Source organism: Streptomyces sp. NPDC044003 (assembly GCF_056435185.1).
The window spans coordinates 176,963-196,171 of record NZ_JBWKFA010000007.1 but is presented as its reverse complement, the minus strand read 5'-3'; the positions used below and the strand labels follow the sequence as shown (position 1 = coordinate 196,171).

At 73.3% G+C, this 19,209-nt stretch carries 13 protein-coding genes; 10 read left to right on the top strand and 3 right to left on the bottom strand.

All coding sequences use genetic code 11. From position 1 onward, the window contains the following. Window positions 1–307 precede the first annotated feature (307 nt). The 5 genes from AC07AW_RS27005 (at window position 308) to AC07AW_RS26985 (ending at window position 5,413) form a co-directional block, all read left to right on the top strand. The gene (locus tag AC07AW_RS27005) at window positions 308–1,168 is read left to right on the top strand and encodes an ABC transporter permease (protein ID WP_478818036.1); all 861 of its coding nucleotides are present in this window, start codon (window positions 308–310) and stop codon (window positions 1,166–1,168) included. Continuing rightward, window positions 1,141–1,875: an ABC transporter ATP-binding protein gene (locus AC07AW_RS27000; RefSeq protein WP_478818035.1), complete on the top strand. Its 735-nt coding sequence runs from the start codon at window positions 1,141–1,143 to the stop codon at window positions 1,873–1,875. The genes AC07AW_RS27005 and AC07AW_RS27000 overlap by 28 nt, the downstream gene beginning before the upstream one ends. A gap of 61 nt (window positions 1,876–1,936) precedes the next feature. Next, entirely contained in the window at window positions 1,937–2,968 is a 1,032-nt protein-coding gene (locus tag AC07AW_RS26995) for an ABC transporter substrate-binding protein (RefSeq protein WP_478818034.1), read from the top strand. After that, window positions 2,968–4,179 (top strand): LLM class flavin-dependent oxidoreductase, encoded by a 1,212-nt coding sequence (locus AC07AW_RS26990; protein ID WP_478818033.1) that lies wholly within the window; start codon window positions 2,968–2,970, stop codon window positions 4,177–4,179. The genes AC07AW_RS26995 and AC07AW_RS26990 overlap by 1 nt, the downstream gene beginning before the upstream one ends. A 121-nt stretch (window positions 4,180–4,300) precedes the next feature. Continuing rightward, window positions 4,301–5,413, top strand: a complete 1,113-nt coding sequence (locus AC07AW_RS26985) for an NAD(P)-binding domain-containing protein (RefSeq protein WP_478818032.1) — start codon at window positions 4,301–4,303, stop codon at window positions 5,411–5,413. Window positions 5,414–5,422: 9 nt separating this feature from the next. Here AC07AW_RS26985 and mltG read toward each other — a convergent pair whose 3' ends face one another. Next, on the bottom strand, window positions 5,423–6,328 hold the full coding sequence (mltG, locus tag AC07AW_RS26980; protein WP_478818031.1) for an endolytic transglycosylase MltG: 906 nt from the start codon (window positions 6,326–6,328) through the stop codon (window positions 5,423–5,425). A gap of 287 nt (window positions 6,329–6,615) precedes the next feature. Next, window positions 6,616–8,460, bottom strand: coding sequence for an ABC transporter ATP-binding protein (locus AC07AW_RS26975; RefSeq protein WP_478818030.1), 1,845 nt, complete (start codon window positions 8,458–8,460; stop codon window positions 6,616–6,618). 87 nt (window positions 8,461–8,547) lie between these two features. Here AC07AW_RS26975 and AC07AW_RS26970 point away from each other — a divergent pair, with 87 nt between their 5' ends. The 3 genes from AC07AW_RS26970 to AC07AW_RS26960 all read left to right on the top strand — a co-directional run bounded on the left by AC07AW_RS26970 (window position 8,548) and on the right by AC07AW_RS26960 (window position 13,677). Beyond that, entirely contained in the window at window positions 8,548–9,045 is a 498-nt protein-coding gene (locus AC07AW_RS26970; protein ID WP_478818029.1) for a MarR family winged helix-turn-helix transcriptional regulator, read from the top strand. A gap of 39 nt (window positions 9,046–9,084) precedes the next feature. Further along, window positions 9,085–12,009, top strand: a complete 2,925-nt coding sequence (locus AC07AW_RS26965) for an FAD-binding and (Fe-S)-binding domain-containing protein (RefSeq protein ID WP_478818028.1) — start codon at window positions 9,085–9,087, stop codon at window positions 12,007–12,009. 240 nt (window positions 12,010–12,249) lie between these two features. Continuing rightward, window positions 12,250–13,677 carry a Gfo/Idh/MocA family protein gene (locus AC07AW_RS26960; protein ID WP_478818027.1) on the top strand — a complete coding sequence of 476 codons (1,428 nt, stop codon included), beginning with the start codon at window positions 12,250–12,252 and terminating at the stop codon, window positions 13,675–13,677. A 55-nt stretch (window positions 13,678–13,732) separates the two neighbouring features. On the opposite strand, the gene AC07AW_RS26955 is transcribed toward AC07AW_RS26960, so the two are convergent. Next, the gene (locus AC07AW_RS26955; protein WP_478818026.1) at window positions 13,733–15,346 is read right to left on the bottom strand and encodes a peptide-N4-asparagine amidase; all 1,614 of its coding nucleotides are present in this window, start codon (window positions 15,344–15,346) and stop codon (window positions 13,733–13,735) included. A 205-nt stretch (window positions 15,347–15,551) separates the two neighbouring features. Here AC07AW_RS26955 and AC07AW_RS26950 point away from each other — a divergent pair, with 205 nt between their 5' ends. Together AC07AW_RS26950 and AC07AW_RS26945 are read left to right on the top strand one after the other, a co-directional pair. Then, entirely contained in the window at window positions 15,552–17,348 is a 1,797-nt protein-coding gene (locus tag AC07AW_RS26950) for an ABC transporter transmembrane domain-containing protein (RefSeq protein WP_478818025.1), read from the top strand. Further along, window positions 17,345–19,126 carry an ABC transporter ATP-binding protein gene (locus AC07AW_RS26945; RefSeq protein ID WP_478818024.1) on the top strand — a complete coding sequence of 594 codons (1,782 nt, stop codon included), beginning with the start codon at window positions 17,345–17,347 and terminating at the stop codon, window positions 19,124–19,126. The genes AC07AW_RS26950 and AC07AW_RS26945 overlap by 4 nt, the downstream gene beginning before the upstream one ends. Window positions 19,127–19,209 lie beyond the last annotated feature (83 nt).

Below are 19,209 nucleotides of genomic sequence, written 5' to 3'. Positions count from 1 at the left end.
CGTCTGCACGCCGGGCCGGGCGGGACTTTCCGGACACGGCCCGGGCCCGCGCGTCCACCGTCCGAGACGCCGTTGACCCTGCGCGTGATGGCCGCTACCTTCGCGCCATGTTGCGTACAGCCCTGCTCACCACGCGCGGTCACATCGACCTGCTGCGGGTGGCCTCCGCCGCGTGTCGCCGCGGCTGCTGACGCCCTTTCACCTGTACCCCGCCTCCGCTGAGGCTCTCATCGCCGTGCGCGCGTGTCCGCTCCGCGCCCACGGGCGCTGACGCGTACCTTCACCTCCCTCTTCCCCGGAGTCCGTCATGACGGTCGACCATGCCCCTCCCTCCGCGCCGCCCGACATATCGCCTTTGCCGGATGTCGAGTCCCTGACCCCCGCCCGAAGGCCGGGCCGTGGCCCGGCCGTTCCGCGCTGGCTGCGCCGGGCCGTGGGACCCGTGCTGCTGCTCGTCCTCTGGCAGGCGAGCAGCACGGCGGGGCTGCTTCCGGCGGACGTGCTGGCCTCGCCGGGGACGATCGCCCGGGCCGCCGGCGAGCTGGCCGCGGACGGGACGCTCCCCACCGCGATGGGCGTCTCGCTGCGCCGGGTCGCCGTGGGGCTGCTGCTCGGCGGGACGGTGGGGATCGCGCTCGCCCTGGTGTCCGGGCTCTCGCGGCTCGGCGAGGACCTCGTCGACGCCCCCGTACAGATGCTGCGGACGGTCCCGTGGGTCGGGCTCATCCCGCTGTTCATCATCTGGCTGGGGATCGGGGAGGCGCCCAAGGTGGCGCTCATCGCCCTCGGCGTCGCCTTCCACCTGTACCTGAACGTGTACGCCGGGATCCGGGGCGTCGACGCGGGGCTCGTCGAGGCGGGCGAGGCCCTGGGGCTCGGCCGCTGGGGTCTGGTCCGGCACGTGGTCCTGCCGGGCGCGCTCCCCGGGGCGATGACCGGACTGCGGTACTCCCTGGCGACGGCCTGGCTCGCCCTGGTCTTCGGCGAGTCGATCAACGCCGACGCCGGGATCGGCTTCCTCATGAACCAGGCGCGGGAGTTCTTCCGCACGGACGTGATCGTCGTCTGCCTCGTCGTCTACGCCTTCCTCGGCCTGCTCGCCGACGCCCTCGTCCGTACTCTCGAAAGGCTGCTGCTGCAATGGCGACCGACCTTCACGGGGCAGTGACCGTCCAGGGTCTCACCCGCTCCTTCGACGGGCGTCCCGTCGTCGACGGGCTCGATCTGACCCTGCGCGCGGGGCAGTTCACGGCGCTCCTCGGACACAGCGGCTGTGGCAAGTCAACGCTCCTGCGGATCCTCGCGGGGCTCGACCGGGAGATCTCCGGCACGGTCCTCGTGCCGCGCCGCCGCGCGGTCGCCTTCCAGGCGCCCCGCCTCATGCCCTGGAAGAAGGTCTGGCGGAACGCCCTGCTCGGGCTGCCGGGGAAGCCCGGCCGGGCGGTGGCGGAGAAGGCGCTCGCGGAGGTGGGCCTCGACCACCGCTCGGGAGCCTGGCCGAAGACGCTGTCGGGCGGCGAGGCCCAACGCGCCTCGCTCGCCCGGGCGTTGGTACGGGACCCGGATCTGCTGCTGCTCGACGAGCCCTTCGGCGCGCTCGACGCGCTGACGCGGATCAAGGCCCAGCGGCTCGTGGCCGAGCTGTGGCAGCGGCGCGGCTGCACGGTCCTGCTCGTCACGCACGACGTCGACGAGGCACTGCTGCTCGCGGACCGCGCACTGGTCATGCGGGACGGCGTGATCGCCTACGACACCGCCGTCGACCTCGCCCGGCCCCGCTCCCCCGGCGATCCCGCGCTCGCGGCCCTCCGTACCCGACTGCTCGCCGAACTCGGCGTGTCCGAAGGCGAGTTCGCCGGACGCGCGGCTGCCTGACCCATGCGTCCCCACCGCCTCCACCGCCTCCACCGCCTCCACCGCCCCCGAGGAGACATCCGTGAAGTCCTTCCGCCTGTCCACCGCCGCGCTGCTCGTACCCCTAGCCCTGTTCGTCTCGGCCTGCTCCGGTGCCTCCGCGGCGGGTGACGTCGCGAACTCCGACGGCAAGGGCTCCCTCGTCCTGAACGTCGGCGACCAGAAGGGCGGCGTGGAGGCCCTGCTGCGCGCCGCCGGTGAGCTCGACGACCTTCCGTACCGGGTGAAGTGGTCGACGTTCGCCTCCGGCCCGCCGCTCCTCGAAGCGATCAACGCCAAGGCCGTCGACTTCGGGTCCGTCGGCAACACCCCGCCCGTCTTCGCCGCCGGCGCCGGCTCGAAGATCACCGTGGTCGCGTCGACGCACGGCGACTCCGCGGGCGAGGCGATCCTCGTCCCGAAGGACTCGCCGCTGCGCACCGCGCGGGACCTGAAGGGGAAGACGGTCGCCGTCGCCCAGGGCAGCTCCGCCCACTTCCAGCTGATCTCCTCGCTCCGCAGGGCCGGCCTGGAACTGTCCGACGTCCGGGTCAGCCTCCTGCAGCCGGCCGATGCCCTGGCCGCGTTCACCAGCGGCAAGGTCGACGCCTGGGCCGTCTGGGACCCGTACACCTCCCAGGTCCTGCTGGGCGGCAAGGGCCGGGTGCTGGCCGACGGGCGGGGTCTCGTCAACGGCCTCGGTTTCCAGGTCGCCGCCCCGTCGGCGCTGGCCGACAAGGAGAAGGCGAAGGCGATCGGCGACTTCGTCGAGCGGCTGCGCCGCGCCCAGGGCTGGGTGTTCGACCACCCCGAGCAGTGGGCGAAGGTCTGGGCGAAGGAGACCGGACTGCCGTACGAGGTGGCGCTGGCCGCCGTGAAGCGCACCAACGGGACCCGTGTCCCCGTCGCCCTCGACGACGCGGCCGTCGCCTCCGAGCAGAAGATCGCCGACACCTTCGCCGAACTCGGGCTCATCCCCCACAAGTTCCGCTTCGCCGACTACGTCGACACCCGCTTCAACAAGGACCTGCCGCCGTCCACCACCCCGGCGCGCAGCTACGGAAAGGCCTCCTGATGACCGTCCATCTGCACTGGTTCCTGCCGACCGGCGGCGACGGCCGGACCCTCGTCGACCGGCACGCCTACACGGACGGCGGGATCACCCGGAACCGGACCGTGTCCGGGGTCCGCGCCCCCGACATCGACTACCTGATCCAGATCGCCAAGGCGGCCGAGCAGTTGGGCTTCGAGGCCGTGCTGACGCCGACCGGCACGTGGTGCGAGGACGCCTGGCTGACGACGGTCGCGCTGGCCCAGCACACCGAACGGCTGAAGTTCCTGGTGGCGTTCCGGCCGGGGGTGATCTCCCCGGTGCTCGCGGCCCAGATGGCGTCCACGTACCAGCGGATCACCCGGGGCCGGCTCCTGCTCAACGTCGTGACCGGCGGCGACTCCGCCGAGCAGCGGCGCTTCGGCGACCACCTCGACCACGACCGGCGGTACGCGCGCACGGCCGAGTTCCTCTCGGTGGTGCGGGGCGTGTGGGGCGGACGGCCGTACGACTTCGAGGGCGAGCACTTCCGGATCGAGGGCGGGCTCACCGCCCTGCCGCCGGACCCGCTGCCCGAGATCTTCTTCGGCGGCTCGTCCGCGGCGGCCGGCCCGGTCGCGGCGGAGCATGCGGACGTGTACCTGACGTGGGGCGAGCCGCCCTGGCAGGTGAAGGAGAAGATCGACTGGATCCGGCGGCTCGCGGCGGAGCAGGGCCGGACGGTCCGGTTCGGGATCCGGCTGCACACGATCTCCCGCGACTCGGCGCGCGAGGCGTGGGCGACGGCCGACCGGCTGCTCTCCGATCTCGACGCGGAGACCGTCGCCGCGGCGCAGGAGCTCCTGGGGCGGAGCGAGTCGGTGGGCCAGCAGCGGATGCTGGCGCTGCACGGCGGCGGCTCGCTCGACCGCGACCGGCTGGAGATCTCGCCGAACCTGTGGGCGGGCGTCGGTCTGGTACGAGGCGGGGCCGGGACCGCACTGGTCGGCAGCCACGCCGACGTCGCGGACCGGATCGAGGAGTACCACGACCTGGGCGTGGAGCACTTCGTCCTCTCCGGCTACCCGCACCTGGAGGAGGCGTACTGGTTCGGCGAGGGCGTGAAACCCGAACTCGCGGCCCGCGGACTGCTGCCGTCGACACCCGCCTCGCCGCTGAAGGGCGTCCCGGCGGTGAACGGTCGCCCCGCCTCGGCTCCGGGGGGCGCGCCGCTGCTCGTGCCCGGCGGGCGGTAGGACAGGGGGCCGCAGGACCGGGGCGGTAAGCCGGGGCGGTAAGCCGGGGGCGGGGGCGGGGGCGATAGGCCGGGGGCGGGGCGCCGGGAAGAACCGCGCCCCCGCCCCGGTTGGTGGAAAGGTGAACGATTTCGGGTTCGAAGAGGTCAGGGCGGTGGACGTCGTCGTCATCGGCGCCGGGCAGGCGGGGCTCTCCGCCGCCTTCCACCTGCGGCGCACCGGCCTGGAGCCGGACCAGGACTTCGTCGTCCTGGACCATGCTCCCGACCCGGGCGGTGCCTGGCAGTTCCGGTGGCCCTCCCTCACGTACGGCAAGGTCCACGGGATGCACGCGCTGCCCGGCATGGAGCTGACCGGCGCCGATCCCGCGCGCCCCTCCTCGGAGGTGATCGGCGCGTACTTCGACACGTACGAGAAGACCTTCGGCCTGCGGGTCCACCGGCCCGTCGACGTCACCGCCGTCCGGGAGGGCGAAGGCGGGCGGCTGCGGGTCGAGACCTCGGAGGGCGTCTACGCGACGCGGGCCCTGATCAACGCGACCGGCACCTGGGACCGGCCGTTCTGGCCGCGCTACCCGGGGCAGGAGACCTTCCGGGGACATCAGCTGCACACCGCCCAGTACCCGGGCCCCGAGGCGTTCGCCGGGAAGCGGGTGCTCGTCGTGGGCGGCGGGGCCTCCGGCACCCAGCACCTCATGGAGATCGCCGAGGTCGCCGCGGGGACGACCTGGGTGACCCGGCGCGAGCCCGTCTACCGCGAGGGCTCCTTCGGCGAGGCGGAGGGCCGCGCGGCCGTCGCCCTCGTCGAGGACCGGGTGCGGCGCGGGCTGCCGCCGCAGAGCGTCGTCTCGGTCACCGGACTTCCCCTCAACGACGCGATCCGCGCGGCACGCGCGCGCGGGATCCTGGACCGGCTGCCGATGTTCGACCGGATCACCCCCACCGGGGTGGCCTGGGACGACGGCCGGACCGTCGACGTGGACGTCATCCTGTGGGCGACCGGTTTCCGGGCGGCGATCGACCATCTGGCGCCGCTGCGGCTGCGGGAGCCGGGCGGGGGCATCCAGGTGGAGGGCACGCGCGCGGTACGGGACGAGCGCGTCCACCTCGTCGGCTACGGCCCCTCGGCCTCGACGATCGGCGCCAACCGGGCCGGCCGCGGGGCCGTCTCCGACATCCGCCGTCTCCTCGGCCACGGACGAGGCCTCGCCGAGGTCACCGCGCCGACCGCCTGACCTGCCCGTTCACTGCCGCGTGGCGCCCCGGTTGGCGTTGAACTCGGCCACGTTCGCCTGGTGGGTCGCGTAGTCGGCGGTGAAGCGGGTGTCCCCCGGGGCCACCGTGACGAAGTAGAGCCAGTCGCCGTCCGCCGGGCGGACGACCGCGTCCATGGCCTCGTCCCCAGGGTTGCCGATGGGCGTCGGCGGCAGACCCTTGCGCGCGTACGTGTTGTACGGGCTCTCCGACTTCGTGTCCGCGAAGCTGGTGTCGACGGTGCTGCGGCCGAGGGCGTAGTGGAGCGTCGAGTCCATCTGGAGCGCCATGCCGCGGGCGAGCCGGTTGTGGACGACGCGGGCCACCTTCGCCATGTCCTCGGGGTTGTCGGCCTCGGCCTGCACGATGCTGGCCGCGACGACCGTCTGGTACACGCTGAGTCCGTGTGCCCGCGCCCCCTCGGCGATCCGCCCTGTGCCGTAGCGCTTGCCGGCGGTGTCGACCATGAAGCGCAGCAGGGCCTCCGGAGTGGTGGTCGAGAGCACCGGGTAGGTCGCGGGGAAGAGGTAGCCCTCCGGGTTGCCGCCTGCCGCAGCGGGCAGCGGGAGGATGCCGGGGGTGGTCGCGGTCCTCCGCGCGGTGCCGTCGGGCAGATGGAGTGCCCGGTCGACGGCCGTGTAGATCTGGCCGGCCCGCCAGCCCTCCGGGACGAGGAGGGTGCGGGGCTGTTCGACGGCGGGTTCGTCGTGGGTGACGAGGAGCGGGACGGTGACGGCGGCGGCCACGGCGAGGACGGCCCCGAAGAGCAGTGCGAGCCGCCCGCGCCGGGTGAGGCGTGCCCGGCGGGGAGGCCGGGGCAGCCGGGCGCGGCGGGGACGCCGGGGCAGGGAGGGGCGGCGCGGGGGTGCGTACGGGGAGGACGGCCGGTACGTCATGGCCGCACGCTAACCCGGTCCGTACGCGAATCCCGGGAACCGCGCACGCGGCGGCGCCGCCGGCCCCCTGGGACGGGGGACCGACGGCGCCGGGCACTGCGATCGTCAGACGAGCCAGCCCAGGAAGTGGAGGACGCCGGCGAGCAGGTTGGTGATGACGTTCATGGTGGTGCTTCTCCTCGTACAGGTGCATCAGTGGGACGGTGCGGTCGCGGTCTGCAGCCCGTCGCTCGCACTCCGTAATCTTCCGATGCCGCACGGGAGTCGGGCAACGAATCCCGGCACGATCACACGTTCTGGGGAACAACCGCTCCCACGTTCGCCTGTTCGGTACGGGCGTCCCGGCGGACCAGGGCCGCGTACCGCCCGTCCCGGGCGAGGAGCTCCTCGTGCGTCCCGCGCTCGGCGATCCCGCCGGCCTCCAGGACGACGATCTGGTCCGCGTCGCGGACGGTGGAGAGCCGGTGGGCGATGGTGATGGTGGTGCGGCCGGCCGACAGGGCGTCGATGGCGCGCTGCACCGCGTGCTCGGTCCGGGTGTCGAGGGCGCTGGTCGCCTCGTCGAGGATCAGGACCGGAGGGTCTCGCAGGATGGTGCGCGCGATGGCGAGGCGCTGCTTCTCGCCGCCCGAGAAGCGGTAGCCGCGCTCGCCCACGAGGGTGTCGTAACCGTCGGGGAGCGAGGCGATGTGGTCGTGGATCTGGGCGGCGCGCGCGGCGGCCTCGATCTCCTCGTCGGTGGCGTCGGGCTTGGCGAAGCGGAGGTTGTCCGCGACGGAGGCGTGGAAGAGGTACGTCTCCTGGGAGACGACGCCGACGGCGCGGGCGAGGGTGTCGAAGTCCAGGTCACGCACGTCGACCCCGTCGAGGGTGACGCGGCCGCCGGTGACGTCGTACAGCCGGGGCACGAGGTAGCTCAGGGTGGACTTGCCGGAGCCGGTGGGGCCGACGACGGCCAGGCTGCCCCCGGCGGGGACGGTCAGGTCGATGCCGTCCAGGGTCGGGCGGCTCTGACCCTCGGGGTCGTAGTGGAACTCGACCTTCTCGAAGGAGACCTCGCCGCGGATCTCCGGCAGCCGGACCGGCTCGTCGGGTTCGGTGATGTCGACGGGCAGGTCGAGGTACTCGAAGATGCGCTGGAAGAGCGCGAGGGAGGTCTGCACCTGCACGCCGGTGGAGAGCAGGCTGACGGCGGGCCGGAAGAGGCCCTGCTGGAGCGAGACGAAGGCGACGAGTGTGCCGAGCGAGATCTCCGAGCCGCCCGAGCCGAGGGCGATGCCGGCGGCCCAGTAGATCAGGGCCGGCATGGCGGCCATGACGATGCCGATGGTGGACATCCGCCACCGCCCGGCCATGGAGGAGCGCACTTCGAGGTCGACGAGGCGCTCGGACTCCTCGGCGAAGGACTTGGTCAGCGAGTCGGCGCGGCCCATGGTGCGGCCGAGCAGGATGCCGCTGACCGAGAGGGACTCGGTGACGGTCGCGGCCATGGCGGCCATCTGCTTCTGGCGCTGGGTGGTGATCGTCTTGCGCTCGCGGCCGACGCGCCGGCTGATCCAGACGAAGACGGGCAGCAGGAGCAGCGAGACGAGGGTGAGGCGCCAGTCGAGGGCGAGCATGGCGACGACGGTCGCGACGACGGCGGTGAGGTTGGAGACGAGGGAGGTGGCCGTGGAGGTCACGGTCGCCTGCATGCCGCCGATGTCGTTGGCGATGCGGGACTGGACCTCGCCCGTACGCGTGCGCGTGAAGAAGGCGAGCGGCATCCGCTGGAGCTGCTCGTAGACCCCGGTGCGCAGGTCGTGCATGACGCGCTGGCCGACGGTGGTCGAGATGAGGGTCTGGAGCACGCCGAAGACGCTGGTCAGGACGGCAGTGGCGATCATTCCGAGGGCGAGCAGGCTGAGCAGCCCGGTGCGGCCCTGCGGGATGGCGGTGTCCAGGATCTCCCGGAGGAGGAACGGCGAGGCCACCGAGACGAGCGAGGCGGCGCCGACCAGGAGGCCGACGAGCGCGAGGCGCGCGCGGTAGGGGCGGAAGAGCCGCAGGATCCGCCGCACCTGGGCGGGCTCCTTGGGCTGGCCGGAGTCGCGGGGCGGGGGTGTCCAGTCGGACTGGTCGTGGGGACGCATGGGCTCCTTCGAAGGTAGACGATCCATCGGAGCATAGCTCACTGTTACCTATACTCACAATGAACATGGTCCTGATATTGTTCCTGTATGAGCACCTCCGACCGTCCGAGCAGCTCCGAGCGACCGAGCGGGACCGAACGGCCGAGCGGGGCCGACACCGACGGCCTCCTCGCCGAGCAGCTGCTGCGGCTCACCCGGCGCCTGCACCGCATCCAGAAGCGCCACCTGGAGCCGGTCGGCATCACACCGGCGCAGTCCCGGCTCCTGCGCACGGTCGCACACTTCGGCGAGCCGCCCCGGATGGCCGACCTCGCGGCCCGTCTCGAGGTCGTCCCGAGGGCCGTGACCAGTCTCGTCGACGGACTCGAGGCGGGCGACCGGGTGCGCCGGGTGCCCGACCCGAACAACCGCCGGGTGGTGCGGATCGAGCTCACCGACGCGGGCCGCGCCACGCTGCGCGAGCTGCGCAGCGCGCGCCGGGCCGCCGCAGAGGACATCCTTGCTCCATTGACCGTCGATCAGCGCGAGGTGCTCGAAGGTCTGCTGTCCGCCCTGGTCGACCCCGGCCCGGAGCGCGGCTGCTGACCCGTCGGGTGCGGGGACGCGCCGAAGGGGAGCCGTGACATGCCGCTGCTCGAACCCGACCCGCGGGCCCTCCGTCCCGGTACGAAGCGGACCCCCGCCCCGGACCGCGTGCCGGAGCTCCAGGCCCGGGGCACGCCGCGGCGGCTGCGGGAGGAGCTCACCGAGCTCCTCGGCCCCGGCAAGGTCCTGTCGAAGATCTCCGACCTGGTGCGCTACGCCTCGGACGCGAGCCCGTACCGCTTCGTCCCGCAGGTCGTCGTGGTCGCCGAGGACATCGACGACATCTCCACCGTCCTGTCGTACGCCCACGGCAAGGGCCGCGAGGTGGTCTTCCGGGCCGCCGGGACCAGCCTCAACGGGCAGGCGCAGGGCGAGGACATCCTCGTCGACGTGCGCCGCCACTGGGTGGGCGTCGAGGTCCTGGACGGCGGCGCCCGGGCCCGGATCCGGCCCGGCACCACGGTGGTGCGGGCCAATGCGGCGCTCGCCCCGCACGGGCGGGTCCTGGGGCCCGATCCGGCCAGCGCGGTCGCGTGCACGATCGGCGGGGTCGTCGCCAACAACGCCTCGGGCATGACGGCCGGCACCACCCGGAACTCCTACCGGACCGTCGCCTCCCTCACCGTCGTCCTGCCGAGCGGGACCGTGGTCGACACGGCGGACCCGGACGCCGACGAGGAGCTCGCGCGCGCCGAGCCGAGGCTGTGCGCGGAGCTGATGGCGCTGAAGGCGGAGATCGAGGCGGACGCCGAGCTGACCGCCCGGATCCGCGCCAAGCACGCCATCAAGAACACCAACGGCTACCGGCTCGACGCCTTCCTCGACGGCGACACCCCGGTGCGGATCCTTCGGGGTCTGATGGTCGGCTCCGAGGGCACCTTCGGCTTCATCTCCGAGGTCGTCTTCGACACCCTGCCGCTGGACCGCCAGGTGTCGACGGCCCTGCTGTTCTTCCCCTCGCTGCCGGCCGCCGCCGCGGCCGTGCCCCTGTTCAACGACGCCGGGGCGCTCGCCGTCGAGCTGATGGACGGCAACACGCTGCGGGCCTCGGTGAGCGTGGCGGGCGTGCCCGCCGACTGGGCGGAGCTGCCGAAGGAGACGGCGGCGCTCCTGGTCGAGTTCCGGGCCCCGGACACGGCGGCCCTGGAGGCGTACGAGCGGGCGGCGGCGGCCGTGCTCGACGGCCTCGGCCTGGTCGCCCCGGTGGCCTCCGTGGAGAACGCGTTCACCCGGGACCCGAAGCGGATCTCCGGCTACTGGAAGGCCCGCAGGGCCTTCGTGACGGCGGTCGGCGGCGCCCGCCCCTCCGGTACGACCCTGATCACCGAGGACTTCGCGGTGCCGCCGGACCGGCTCGCGGAGGCCTGCGAGGCGCTGCTCGGGCTCCAGGCCCGGCACGGCTTCGACGCGGCGGTGGCGGGCCACGCGGCCCACGGCAACCTCCATTTCCTGCTCGCCTTCGACGCGGCCGACCCCGCCGACGTCCAGCGGTACGCGGCCTTCATGGACGAGTTCTGCAAGCTGACCGTGGAGCGCTTCGACGGCTCGCTGAAGGCGGAGCACGCCACCGGCCGCAACATCGCGCCGTTCCTGGAGCTGGAGTGGGGGGCGAAGGCGACCGAGCTGATGTGGCGGGTCAAGGAGGCCGTCGACCCGGCCGGTGTACTCGCCCCGCGGATCGTCCTGGACCGCGACCCGCAGGCCCATCTGCGCGGCCTGAAGACGATCCCGGCCGTGGAGCGGATCGCCGACCCGTGCATCGAGTGCGGCTTCTGCGAACCGACCTGTCCCAGCCACGATCTGACGACCACTCCGCGGCAGCGGATCGTGCTGCGCCGGGAGATGATGCGCCAGTCCGACGGCTCCCCCGTCGAGTCCCGGCTCCTGGAGTCGTACGGCTACGACGCCGTCGACACCTGCGCCGGTGACTCCACCTGCAAGCTGGCCTGCCCGGTCGGGATCGACACGGGGGCGCTGATGAAGGAGTTCCGGCACGAGCGGCACTCGCCGCGCGAGGAGCGGATCGCGGCCCTGGCCGCCAGGAACTTCCGCGCGGTGGAGGCGTCCGCGCGGCTCGCGGTCGCCGCCGCGGACCGGATCGGCGACCGGGTCCTGGGATCGGTGACGGGCCTCGCCCGCAAGGCCGTGCGCCCCGACCTCGTACCGGAGTGGTTGCCGGAGATCCCGGGCGCGGCGGCCCGGCGGCTGCCCCGCACCCACCGTCCCGCGGCGGTCGCCGTCTACTACCCGTCCTGTGTGAACCGCATCTTCGGCAACGCGGACGGCGAGCGGGGGCCCTCGCTCCCGGAGGCCGTCGTCGCGGTGTCCGCGCGGGCCGGGCGGCCGGTGTGGATCCCGGACGACGTGGCCGGAACGTGCTGCGCGACGATCTGGCACTCCAAGGGGTACGAGCGGGGCAACGAGGTGATGGCGAACCGGATCGTCGAAGCCGCCTGGGGGTGGACGGCCGGCGGGAGGCTGCCGATCGTGGTGGACGCCTCCTCGTGCACCCTCGGGATCGCGCACGAGGTGGTGCCGTATCTGACGGAGGACAACCGGGAGCTGCACGCCGAACTCACCGTCGTCGACTCGCTCGTGTGGGCGGCGGACGAGTTGCTCCCCCGGCTCGACGTGCGGCGCCGCGTCGCCTCGGCCGTGGTCCATCCGACCTGCTCGATGCGGCATCTGGGCGACGAGGAGAAGCTCACCGCGCTCGCCGAGGCCTGCGCGGAGGAGGTCGTCGTCCCGGCCGACGCGGGCTGCTGCGCGTTCGCCGGGGACCGGGGCATGCTGCATCCGGAGCTGACGGCCTCGGCGACCGCCCGCGAGGCGGCCGAGGTCACGGCCCGGCCGTTCGACGCGCATTTCTCGGCCAACCGGATGTGCGAGATCGGGATGGACCGGGCGACCGGCCGGAGCTACGGATCGGTGCTCCTCGCCCTGGAGCACGCCACCCGTCCCTGACCGTCCGCCAGCCGGTCTCTCCCCCGGCGAGCAGGGCCCCTCACCCCGAGCGGTGAGGGGCCCTTCGTATGTTCGAGTGATCATCGGCGGTCGGTCCGGCTCGGCAGAGGAACCGGAACAGTAAAGTCCAACTACCCGTCGCAAGAGTCCTATCGGCGCCCTTGCGCACCATCGGCCACCGGGGCCAGGGTCCTGTGCGGGCTCCATGAAACAACCGTGCACACAGCTCCGGGAGGTTCCATGAACGAGCAGACACCGCGCACCCCGAGCCGCCGCAAGGTCCTCAGGACCACCGCGGGAGCGGCCGGGGCAGGGCTCGGCATCGCCGCCGCGGGCGGCGCCGCGCAGAGCGCGCAGGCCGCCACCGGATCCGCTCCCGCAGCCGCACCGGAAGCCGTCACCGCGGCCGTGCCGAAGCGCCGGGGCACCACCATGGCCGGGGTGCCGTTCGAGGGCCGTTCCACCGTCCGGGTCGGCATCGTCGGGCTCGGCAACCGCGGCGCGAGCATGATCGGCAACTTCCTCTCGCTGCCCTGGGTCCGGGTGGTCGCCGTCTGCGACCCGGTGCGCGAGAAGGCCGAGCGGGCCGCCGCGACGGTCGTCGCCGCGGGACAGCCCGCCCCCGCCCTGTACTCCCACGGCGAGGACGACTACGAGAACCTCTGCACCCGCACGGACCTCGACTTCGTCTATGTGGCGACGCCCTGGGAGACCCACTTCGCGATCGCCAGATCGGCGATGCTGGGCGGCAAGCACGTCGGCGTGGAGTGTCCGGTCGCGATGGAGCTCGCCGATCTGTGGGAGCTGGTCGACCTCTCGGAGCAGACCCGCCGCCACTGCATGCAGCTGGAGAACTGCTGCTACGGGCGGAACGAGATGCGGGTGCTGCGGATGGCGCACGCCGGCAAGTTCGGGGAGCTGCTGCACGGCGCGGGGGCGTACAACCACGACCTGCGCGGCCTGATGTTCTCACCGACGTACTACGAGGGGCCGTGGCGCCGCCTGTGGCACACGCGGCTGCGCGGGGACCTCTACCCGAACCACGGCTTCGGTCCGGTCGCCAACTACATGGACGTCAACCGGGGCGACCGGGTGGTGAGCATCAGCAGCTTCGGCACGCCGGCGCTCGGTCTCGCCGAGTACCGCGCGGCGAACATGCCGCCCGGCGATCCGAGCTGGAAGGAGACGTACATCGAGAGCGACCGGACGGTCAGCATGGTCCGGACGTCCAAGGGCCGGCTGATCCGCCTCGAACACGACGTCTCCACCCCGCACCCGTACAGCAGGATCAACAGTCTCGGCGGGACGCGGGGGGTCTTCGAGGACTACCCGGCCAGGATCTATCTGGAGCCGGACCACAAGGACGACGTGTGGGGCGACTTCTCGGCGTACGCGACCGAGTTCGACCACTGGTTGTGGAAGGAGCACGCCAATCCGCCGGGCGGCCACGGCGGCATGGACTACATCATGGTCTACCGCCTGATGCAGTGCCTCCAGCTGGGCCTTCCGCCGGACTTCGACGTGTACGACGCGGCGACCTGGACGGCTCCGGTGCCGCTCAGCCACGCGTCGATCAAGGCGAACGGGGCGCCGCAGGAGATCCCGGACTTCACGCGCGGCGAGTGGCAGAAGACCCGCTCGGGCGTGGACTCGGCGAAGCCCGCCTGACGGAGCCGCGCCCGCCCCGGCCCCTCGTCGTGAGGGGCCGGGGCGGCCGTGTTCCTCAGCAGCGTCGCAGGTCCTGGGTGACGGTGCCCTGGACGGTCGTCAGGCTGCGGTCGTAGCAGCCGGCGGAGCCGTACAGCCGGTAGCGCTCGGTGCTGGTGCCGACCGCGTGCCGCTGGTCGCGCGGGACGCCGAGGGTGAAGGAGGCGTCGCCGGTGTACGTGTCGTCCAGGCGGGACCAGGACAGCCGCTTGCCGCCCCGGACGACGTCGACGGAGGCACGGTCGCCGACGGTGAGGACGGTCCGCAGGCGGTTCGCGCCGTCGACGCTGATCTCACCGTCCATGCTGTACGTGTGCCGGGTGCGGGTCGCGGTCCCGCCGACGGTCACGGTCTCGTCGTCGGTCCAGCGGGCGGTGAGCGCGTCCGGGTTCTCGTCGGCGCCCCAGCGGTGCGTGGAGCGGTGGTCGACGGTACGGGTGACGGTCGTGGCGACCCGGCCGTGCGAGGTGTTCAGGTGTCCGGCCACGGTGAGCGTGTCGCCGCCCGTGGTGTCCAGGACGTCGGGCGAACCGGCCGTGTACACGACGGAGTTGCGCGGGGTGCCGAGCTCGTGGCGGTCCAGGGCCCCGGTGACGACCTCGCTGCCCTCGTCCTGCCAGAGGAGCACGTTGGTGGGGATGCTCCAGCCGGACTGGCCCGCGGGGACGCCGGCGACGGAGACCTCGACGCGATGGGCCGCGCCGTCGTTGAGCAGGGCCGCGAAGGGCGTGAGGTCGTAGACGATCGGCTGCACGTCGAAGGCGCGCGGCGCGGGCGTCACGTACCAGAGGAAGGGGTTGGACCAGCCGCCGGTCCAGACGTGCGGGAAGGGGGCCGCGATGCCGGCGAGCTTCCCGTCGACGGATATCTGCACCTCACGGTAGGGCCCGTCGGTGGCCTTGCAGGAGTAGGGGGCCGCGTCCGGGACGGTGAGGTACCAGAACTCCTCGCAGCCGCCGCCGGATCCGGTGGCGTACACCTCGGCGAGGACGCGTTCGGTGTTGCGCGGGGTGGTGAGGGTGGCGCCGGTCAGCGGGACGACCCGGTCGGGGGTGCCGGCGGCGGGCTTCACCCGGCCCTCGGCGGTGTGGAAGGTGAGGGTGACGCGGACGTCGATGACCCCGGTGTACGTCTCGTTCACGACGTTGCCGATGAGCATCTCGACGGACTGCGGGCGGCTGAGCGTGTCGCGGTAGCGGGTGACGTCCTTCTCGACGGACCAGGTGATGCCGTCGGGCGAGGGCTCGGGGGTGGAGGTGCGGAGGATCTCGACGCCGCCGAGGGTGAGGTAGCCCAGTCGGTCGTACTGGCGGCCCTTGACCTGTCCGTCGAGGCGCAGGACGACCTTGTTCCAGCGGGCGGACGTGCCGCACTCCTTCGGCGGGGTGTAGCTCCCCTTGTAGGGGGTGAAGTCGCGGAACTGCGCGGCGGCGAGGGTGACCTCGCAGCTGCGGGTCCCGGGGGTGTCGACGGGCGGGGCGGCGGTGACCGGGTCGTGCCAGTCGGTGGTGAACTCGGCGGGCGGCGTCGGGCCGTTCGGACCGTCGGCGGCGGCCGGGTGGGCGGTGAACAGCGCGCCGGCGGCGAGCAGCAGACCGCCGATCACGCTCGTGATCTTGAGTGATCTCATGGGGCGGAAGTGAAGCGCGCCGGTGCCCCGCGGTCCAGAGGACGATGAGCGGACATGGCGCGATCTGTTCCCTCATGGGGAAAATCGATTGCCGCTCCCGGGGGAAAAAGCGAACCTTGCACGGTTTCCCCATCGTGGTCGCACACCGCCATGGCACACCACCGGCGCGCGATCCCCCAGACCGACCCGGAGATCCTGGGCAGCCATGCAGATTCGAGATCTTCCCTTCGCCGACCCGGGGGTCCCCGATGTCCGCTCGGGCACCCGGTTCCTCCTCTGGCTCGGCCGACAACAGCTCGGCGGGCAGGTGAAGTCCCTGCTCTGGGGGCTGCTGCACCATCTGGGCATCGCCGGTCTGCCGCTCGCCGTCGGACTCGCCGTCCAGGCGGTCGTGGACCGCGACGGCGGACGGCTCGCGCTCGCCGGGGTGCTGCTCGTGGCCCTCGGGTCGGCGATCGCCGCCGGCGACGTGATGCTCCACCGCACCGCCGTCACCAACTGGATCACCGCCGCCGCCCGTGTGCAGCAGCTCCTCTCCCGCAAGACCGCCGAACTGGGCTCCGTCCTGACCCGGCGGGTCGCCGCCGGAGAAGTCGTCGCCGTGTCGACCGGTGACGTCGAGCGGATCGGCTGGTTCGTCGAGGCCCTGTCCCGGTTCGCCGCGGCCGCCGTCACCCTGGTCGTCATCTGCGTCGGCCTCGTCGTCTACCAGCCGGCCCTCGGCGTCGTGGTCGCCGCCGGCATCCCCGTCCTCGCCCTGGCCGTCCTGCCGCTCCTCCCCCGCGCGACCCGCCGGGCGGACGTCCAGCGGGAGAAGGCCGGCAGGGCCACCGAGCTGGCCTCCGACACGGTCGCCGGGCTCCGGGTGCTGCGCGGTATCGGCGGTGAGGACCTCTTCCTCGGCCGCTACCGCGCCGCCTCCCAGGAGGTCCGCAAGGCGGCCGTGCACAGTGCGCGGATGTGGGCGCTGATCTCCGCCGTCCAGGTCGTGCTGCCGGGCCTGCTGCTCATCGCCGTGGTCGCGTACGGGACGCGGCTCGCGCTCGACGGGCGGATCGAGGTCGGCGAGCTGGTCACCGTCTACAGCGCGGTGGCCCTCACCCATCACGCGCTGCGGAACTTCGAGGAGATCGCCCAGGCCTTCTCCTTCTCGCGGCCGTCCGCGAAGCGGGCCGCCCGGGTCCTCTCGCTGACCCGCACGACGACCACGGCCCCGAAGGCCCGGGAGCTCGAGGCCGGCGGCGACCTGTACGACCCGCTGACCGGACTGCGCGCCCCGGCCGGTCTCTTCACGGCCGTGGTCTGCGGCGATCCGGACGTGGCCGGGCGGCTCGCGGACCGGCTGGGCGGCCACCCGACGGAGCCGGAGGCCGACCACACCTCGGTGCTGCTCGGCGGGGTACCGCTCGACGAACTGCCGCTGGAGGACGCGCGTGCGGTCGTCCTCGTCCAGGACAAGGAGCCGGTGCTGCTCTCGGGCACCCTCCGCGAGCTGCTCGACGTGCCCGCGTCGGGCGCCGTCACGGCCGAGGAGGCACTCGCCGCCGCCCGCTGCGACGACGTCCTCGACGCACTCGCGCAGGCCTCCGTCTCCACCGGCGGCGACCCGATGCGCACCCGCATCACCGAGCGGGGCCGCTCGCTCTCCGGCGGCCAGCGCCAGCGACTCGCGCTCGCCCGGTCGCTGGTCGCCGACCCGGAGGTCCTCGTCCTCGACGAGCCGACCTCGGCGGTCGACGCACACACCGAGGCCGCCGTCGCCACCGGGATCGCGGCGCTGCGGGAGACCAGGACCACCGTGGTCCTCGCGTCCTCGCCGCTCCTCCTGGACCGCGCCGACCGGGTCGTCCTGGTCCACGGGGGCCAGGCGGTCGCCGTCGGCAGCCACCGCGGGCTGCTCGCCGCGGAGCCGCGCTACCGCGCGGTCGTCACCCGTGAGACGGACGAGGAACTCGCGGTCCGTACGGGCGAACTCGAAGCACTGGAAGGGGAATCGGCATGATCGGCCTGGCGCCGCCGGAGTACGACCCGGCGGCCCCGAAGACGGCGACGACACTGCCCGTCGCCGCAACCGCCACCGTCCGCGGCTACGTGCGCGAGCTGCTGCGCCGGCACCGCCGGGCGTTCGCGCTGCTCGTCGGGGTGAACGCGGTCGCCGTGACCGCCTCGATGGTCGGCCCGTATCTGCTCGGTTCGGTGGTGGACGGTCTCGCGGACGGGGCCCGTGACCTCCATCTGGAGCGTACGGTCGCGCTGTTCGCGGTCGCGCTGCTCGTCCAGACCGTGTTCACGCGGCTCGTACGGCTGCGCGGGGCGATGCTCGGCGAGGAGATGCTCGCGGATCTGCGCGAGGACTTCCTCGTCCGCGCGGTCGGCCTGCCGCCCGGCGTCCTGGAGCGGGCCGGGACGGGCGATCTGCTCTCCCGGATCACCACGGACGTCGACCGGCTCGCCAACGCGATGCGCGAGGCCGTGCCCCAGCTGGCCATCGGTGTCGTCTGGGCGGGGCTGCTGCTCGGCGGCCTCACGGTGACCGCACCGCCGCTCGCGCTCGCCGCGCTGCTCGCGGCGCCGGTGCTGATCGTGGGCGTCCGGTGGTACTTCAAGCGGGCGCCGTCCGCGTACCGCTCGGAGTCCGCGGGGTACGCGGCGGTGGCCGCCGCCCTCGCCGAGACCGTCGACGCGGGCCGCACGGTCGAGGCGCACCGTCTCGGCAGGCGGCGGATCGCGCTGTCGGACCGGCGGATCTCGGAGTGGGTGGCCTGGGAGCGGTACACGCTCTTCCTGCGCTCGGTGCTCTTCCCCGTCATCAACCTCACGCATACGACGGTGCTGTGCGCGGTCCTGCTGCTCGGCGGGGTGTTCGTGCTCCAGGGCTGGATCGACGTGGGGCAGCTGACGACGGGCGCGCTCCTCGCGCAGATGCTGGTGGACCCGATCGGGATCGTGCTGCGCTGGTACGACGAGCTCCAGGTGGCGCAGGTGTCGCTGGCCCGGCTCGTCGGCGTCCGGGACATCGAGCCGGACGCGGGCGACCGGGAGGTGCGGCCCGAGGGGCGGGCGGTCGAGGCGGACGGGGTCCGGTTCGGCTACCGCGAGGGCGTCGACGTGCTGCACGAGGTGTCCCTGAAGGTGGCGCCCGGCACCCGGCTGGCCCTGGTCGGCCCGTCGGGCGCGGGCAAGTCCACCCTGGGCCGGCTGCTCGCGGGGATCTACGCCCCGAGGACGGGCTCGGTCACCCTCGGCGCCGCCGAGCTGGCCCGGATGCCCGCCGAGCGGGTCCGCGAGCACGTGGCCCTGGTCAACCAGGAGCACCACGTCTTCGTGGGCTCCCTCCGCGACAATCTGCTCCTGGCCAGGACCGGGGCCGCGGACGCCGACCTGTGGGCGGCGCTGGCGGCGGTGGACGCGGAGGGCTGGGCCCGGGCCCTCGACGAGGGCCTGGACACCGAGGTCGGCTCGGGCAGCCGCGCGCTGACCCCGGCGCAGGCGCAGCAGATCGCGCTGGCCCGGCTCGTCCTCGCGGACCCGCACACCCTGGTCCTCGACGAGGCGACCTCGCTGCTGGACCCGCGCGCGGCCCGGAACCTGGAGCGCTCGCTGGGCCGGGTCCTGGACGGCCGGACGGTCGTGGCCATCGCGCACCGGCTGCACACGGCCCACGACGCCGATCTGATCGCGGTGGTCGAGGCGGGCCGGATCAGCGAGCTCGGCAGTCACGAGGAACTGGTCGCGGCGGACGGGGCGTACGCGGCGCTGTGGCGGTCCTGGCACGGCTGACGCGACGGGGCCCCGGCAGACCCGGGCCGGGCCGTCGTGCGACGGTCCGGCCCGGCGCCGTTCAGTAGCCCGATCGTGAAGCG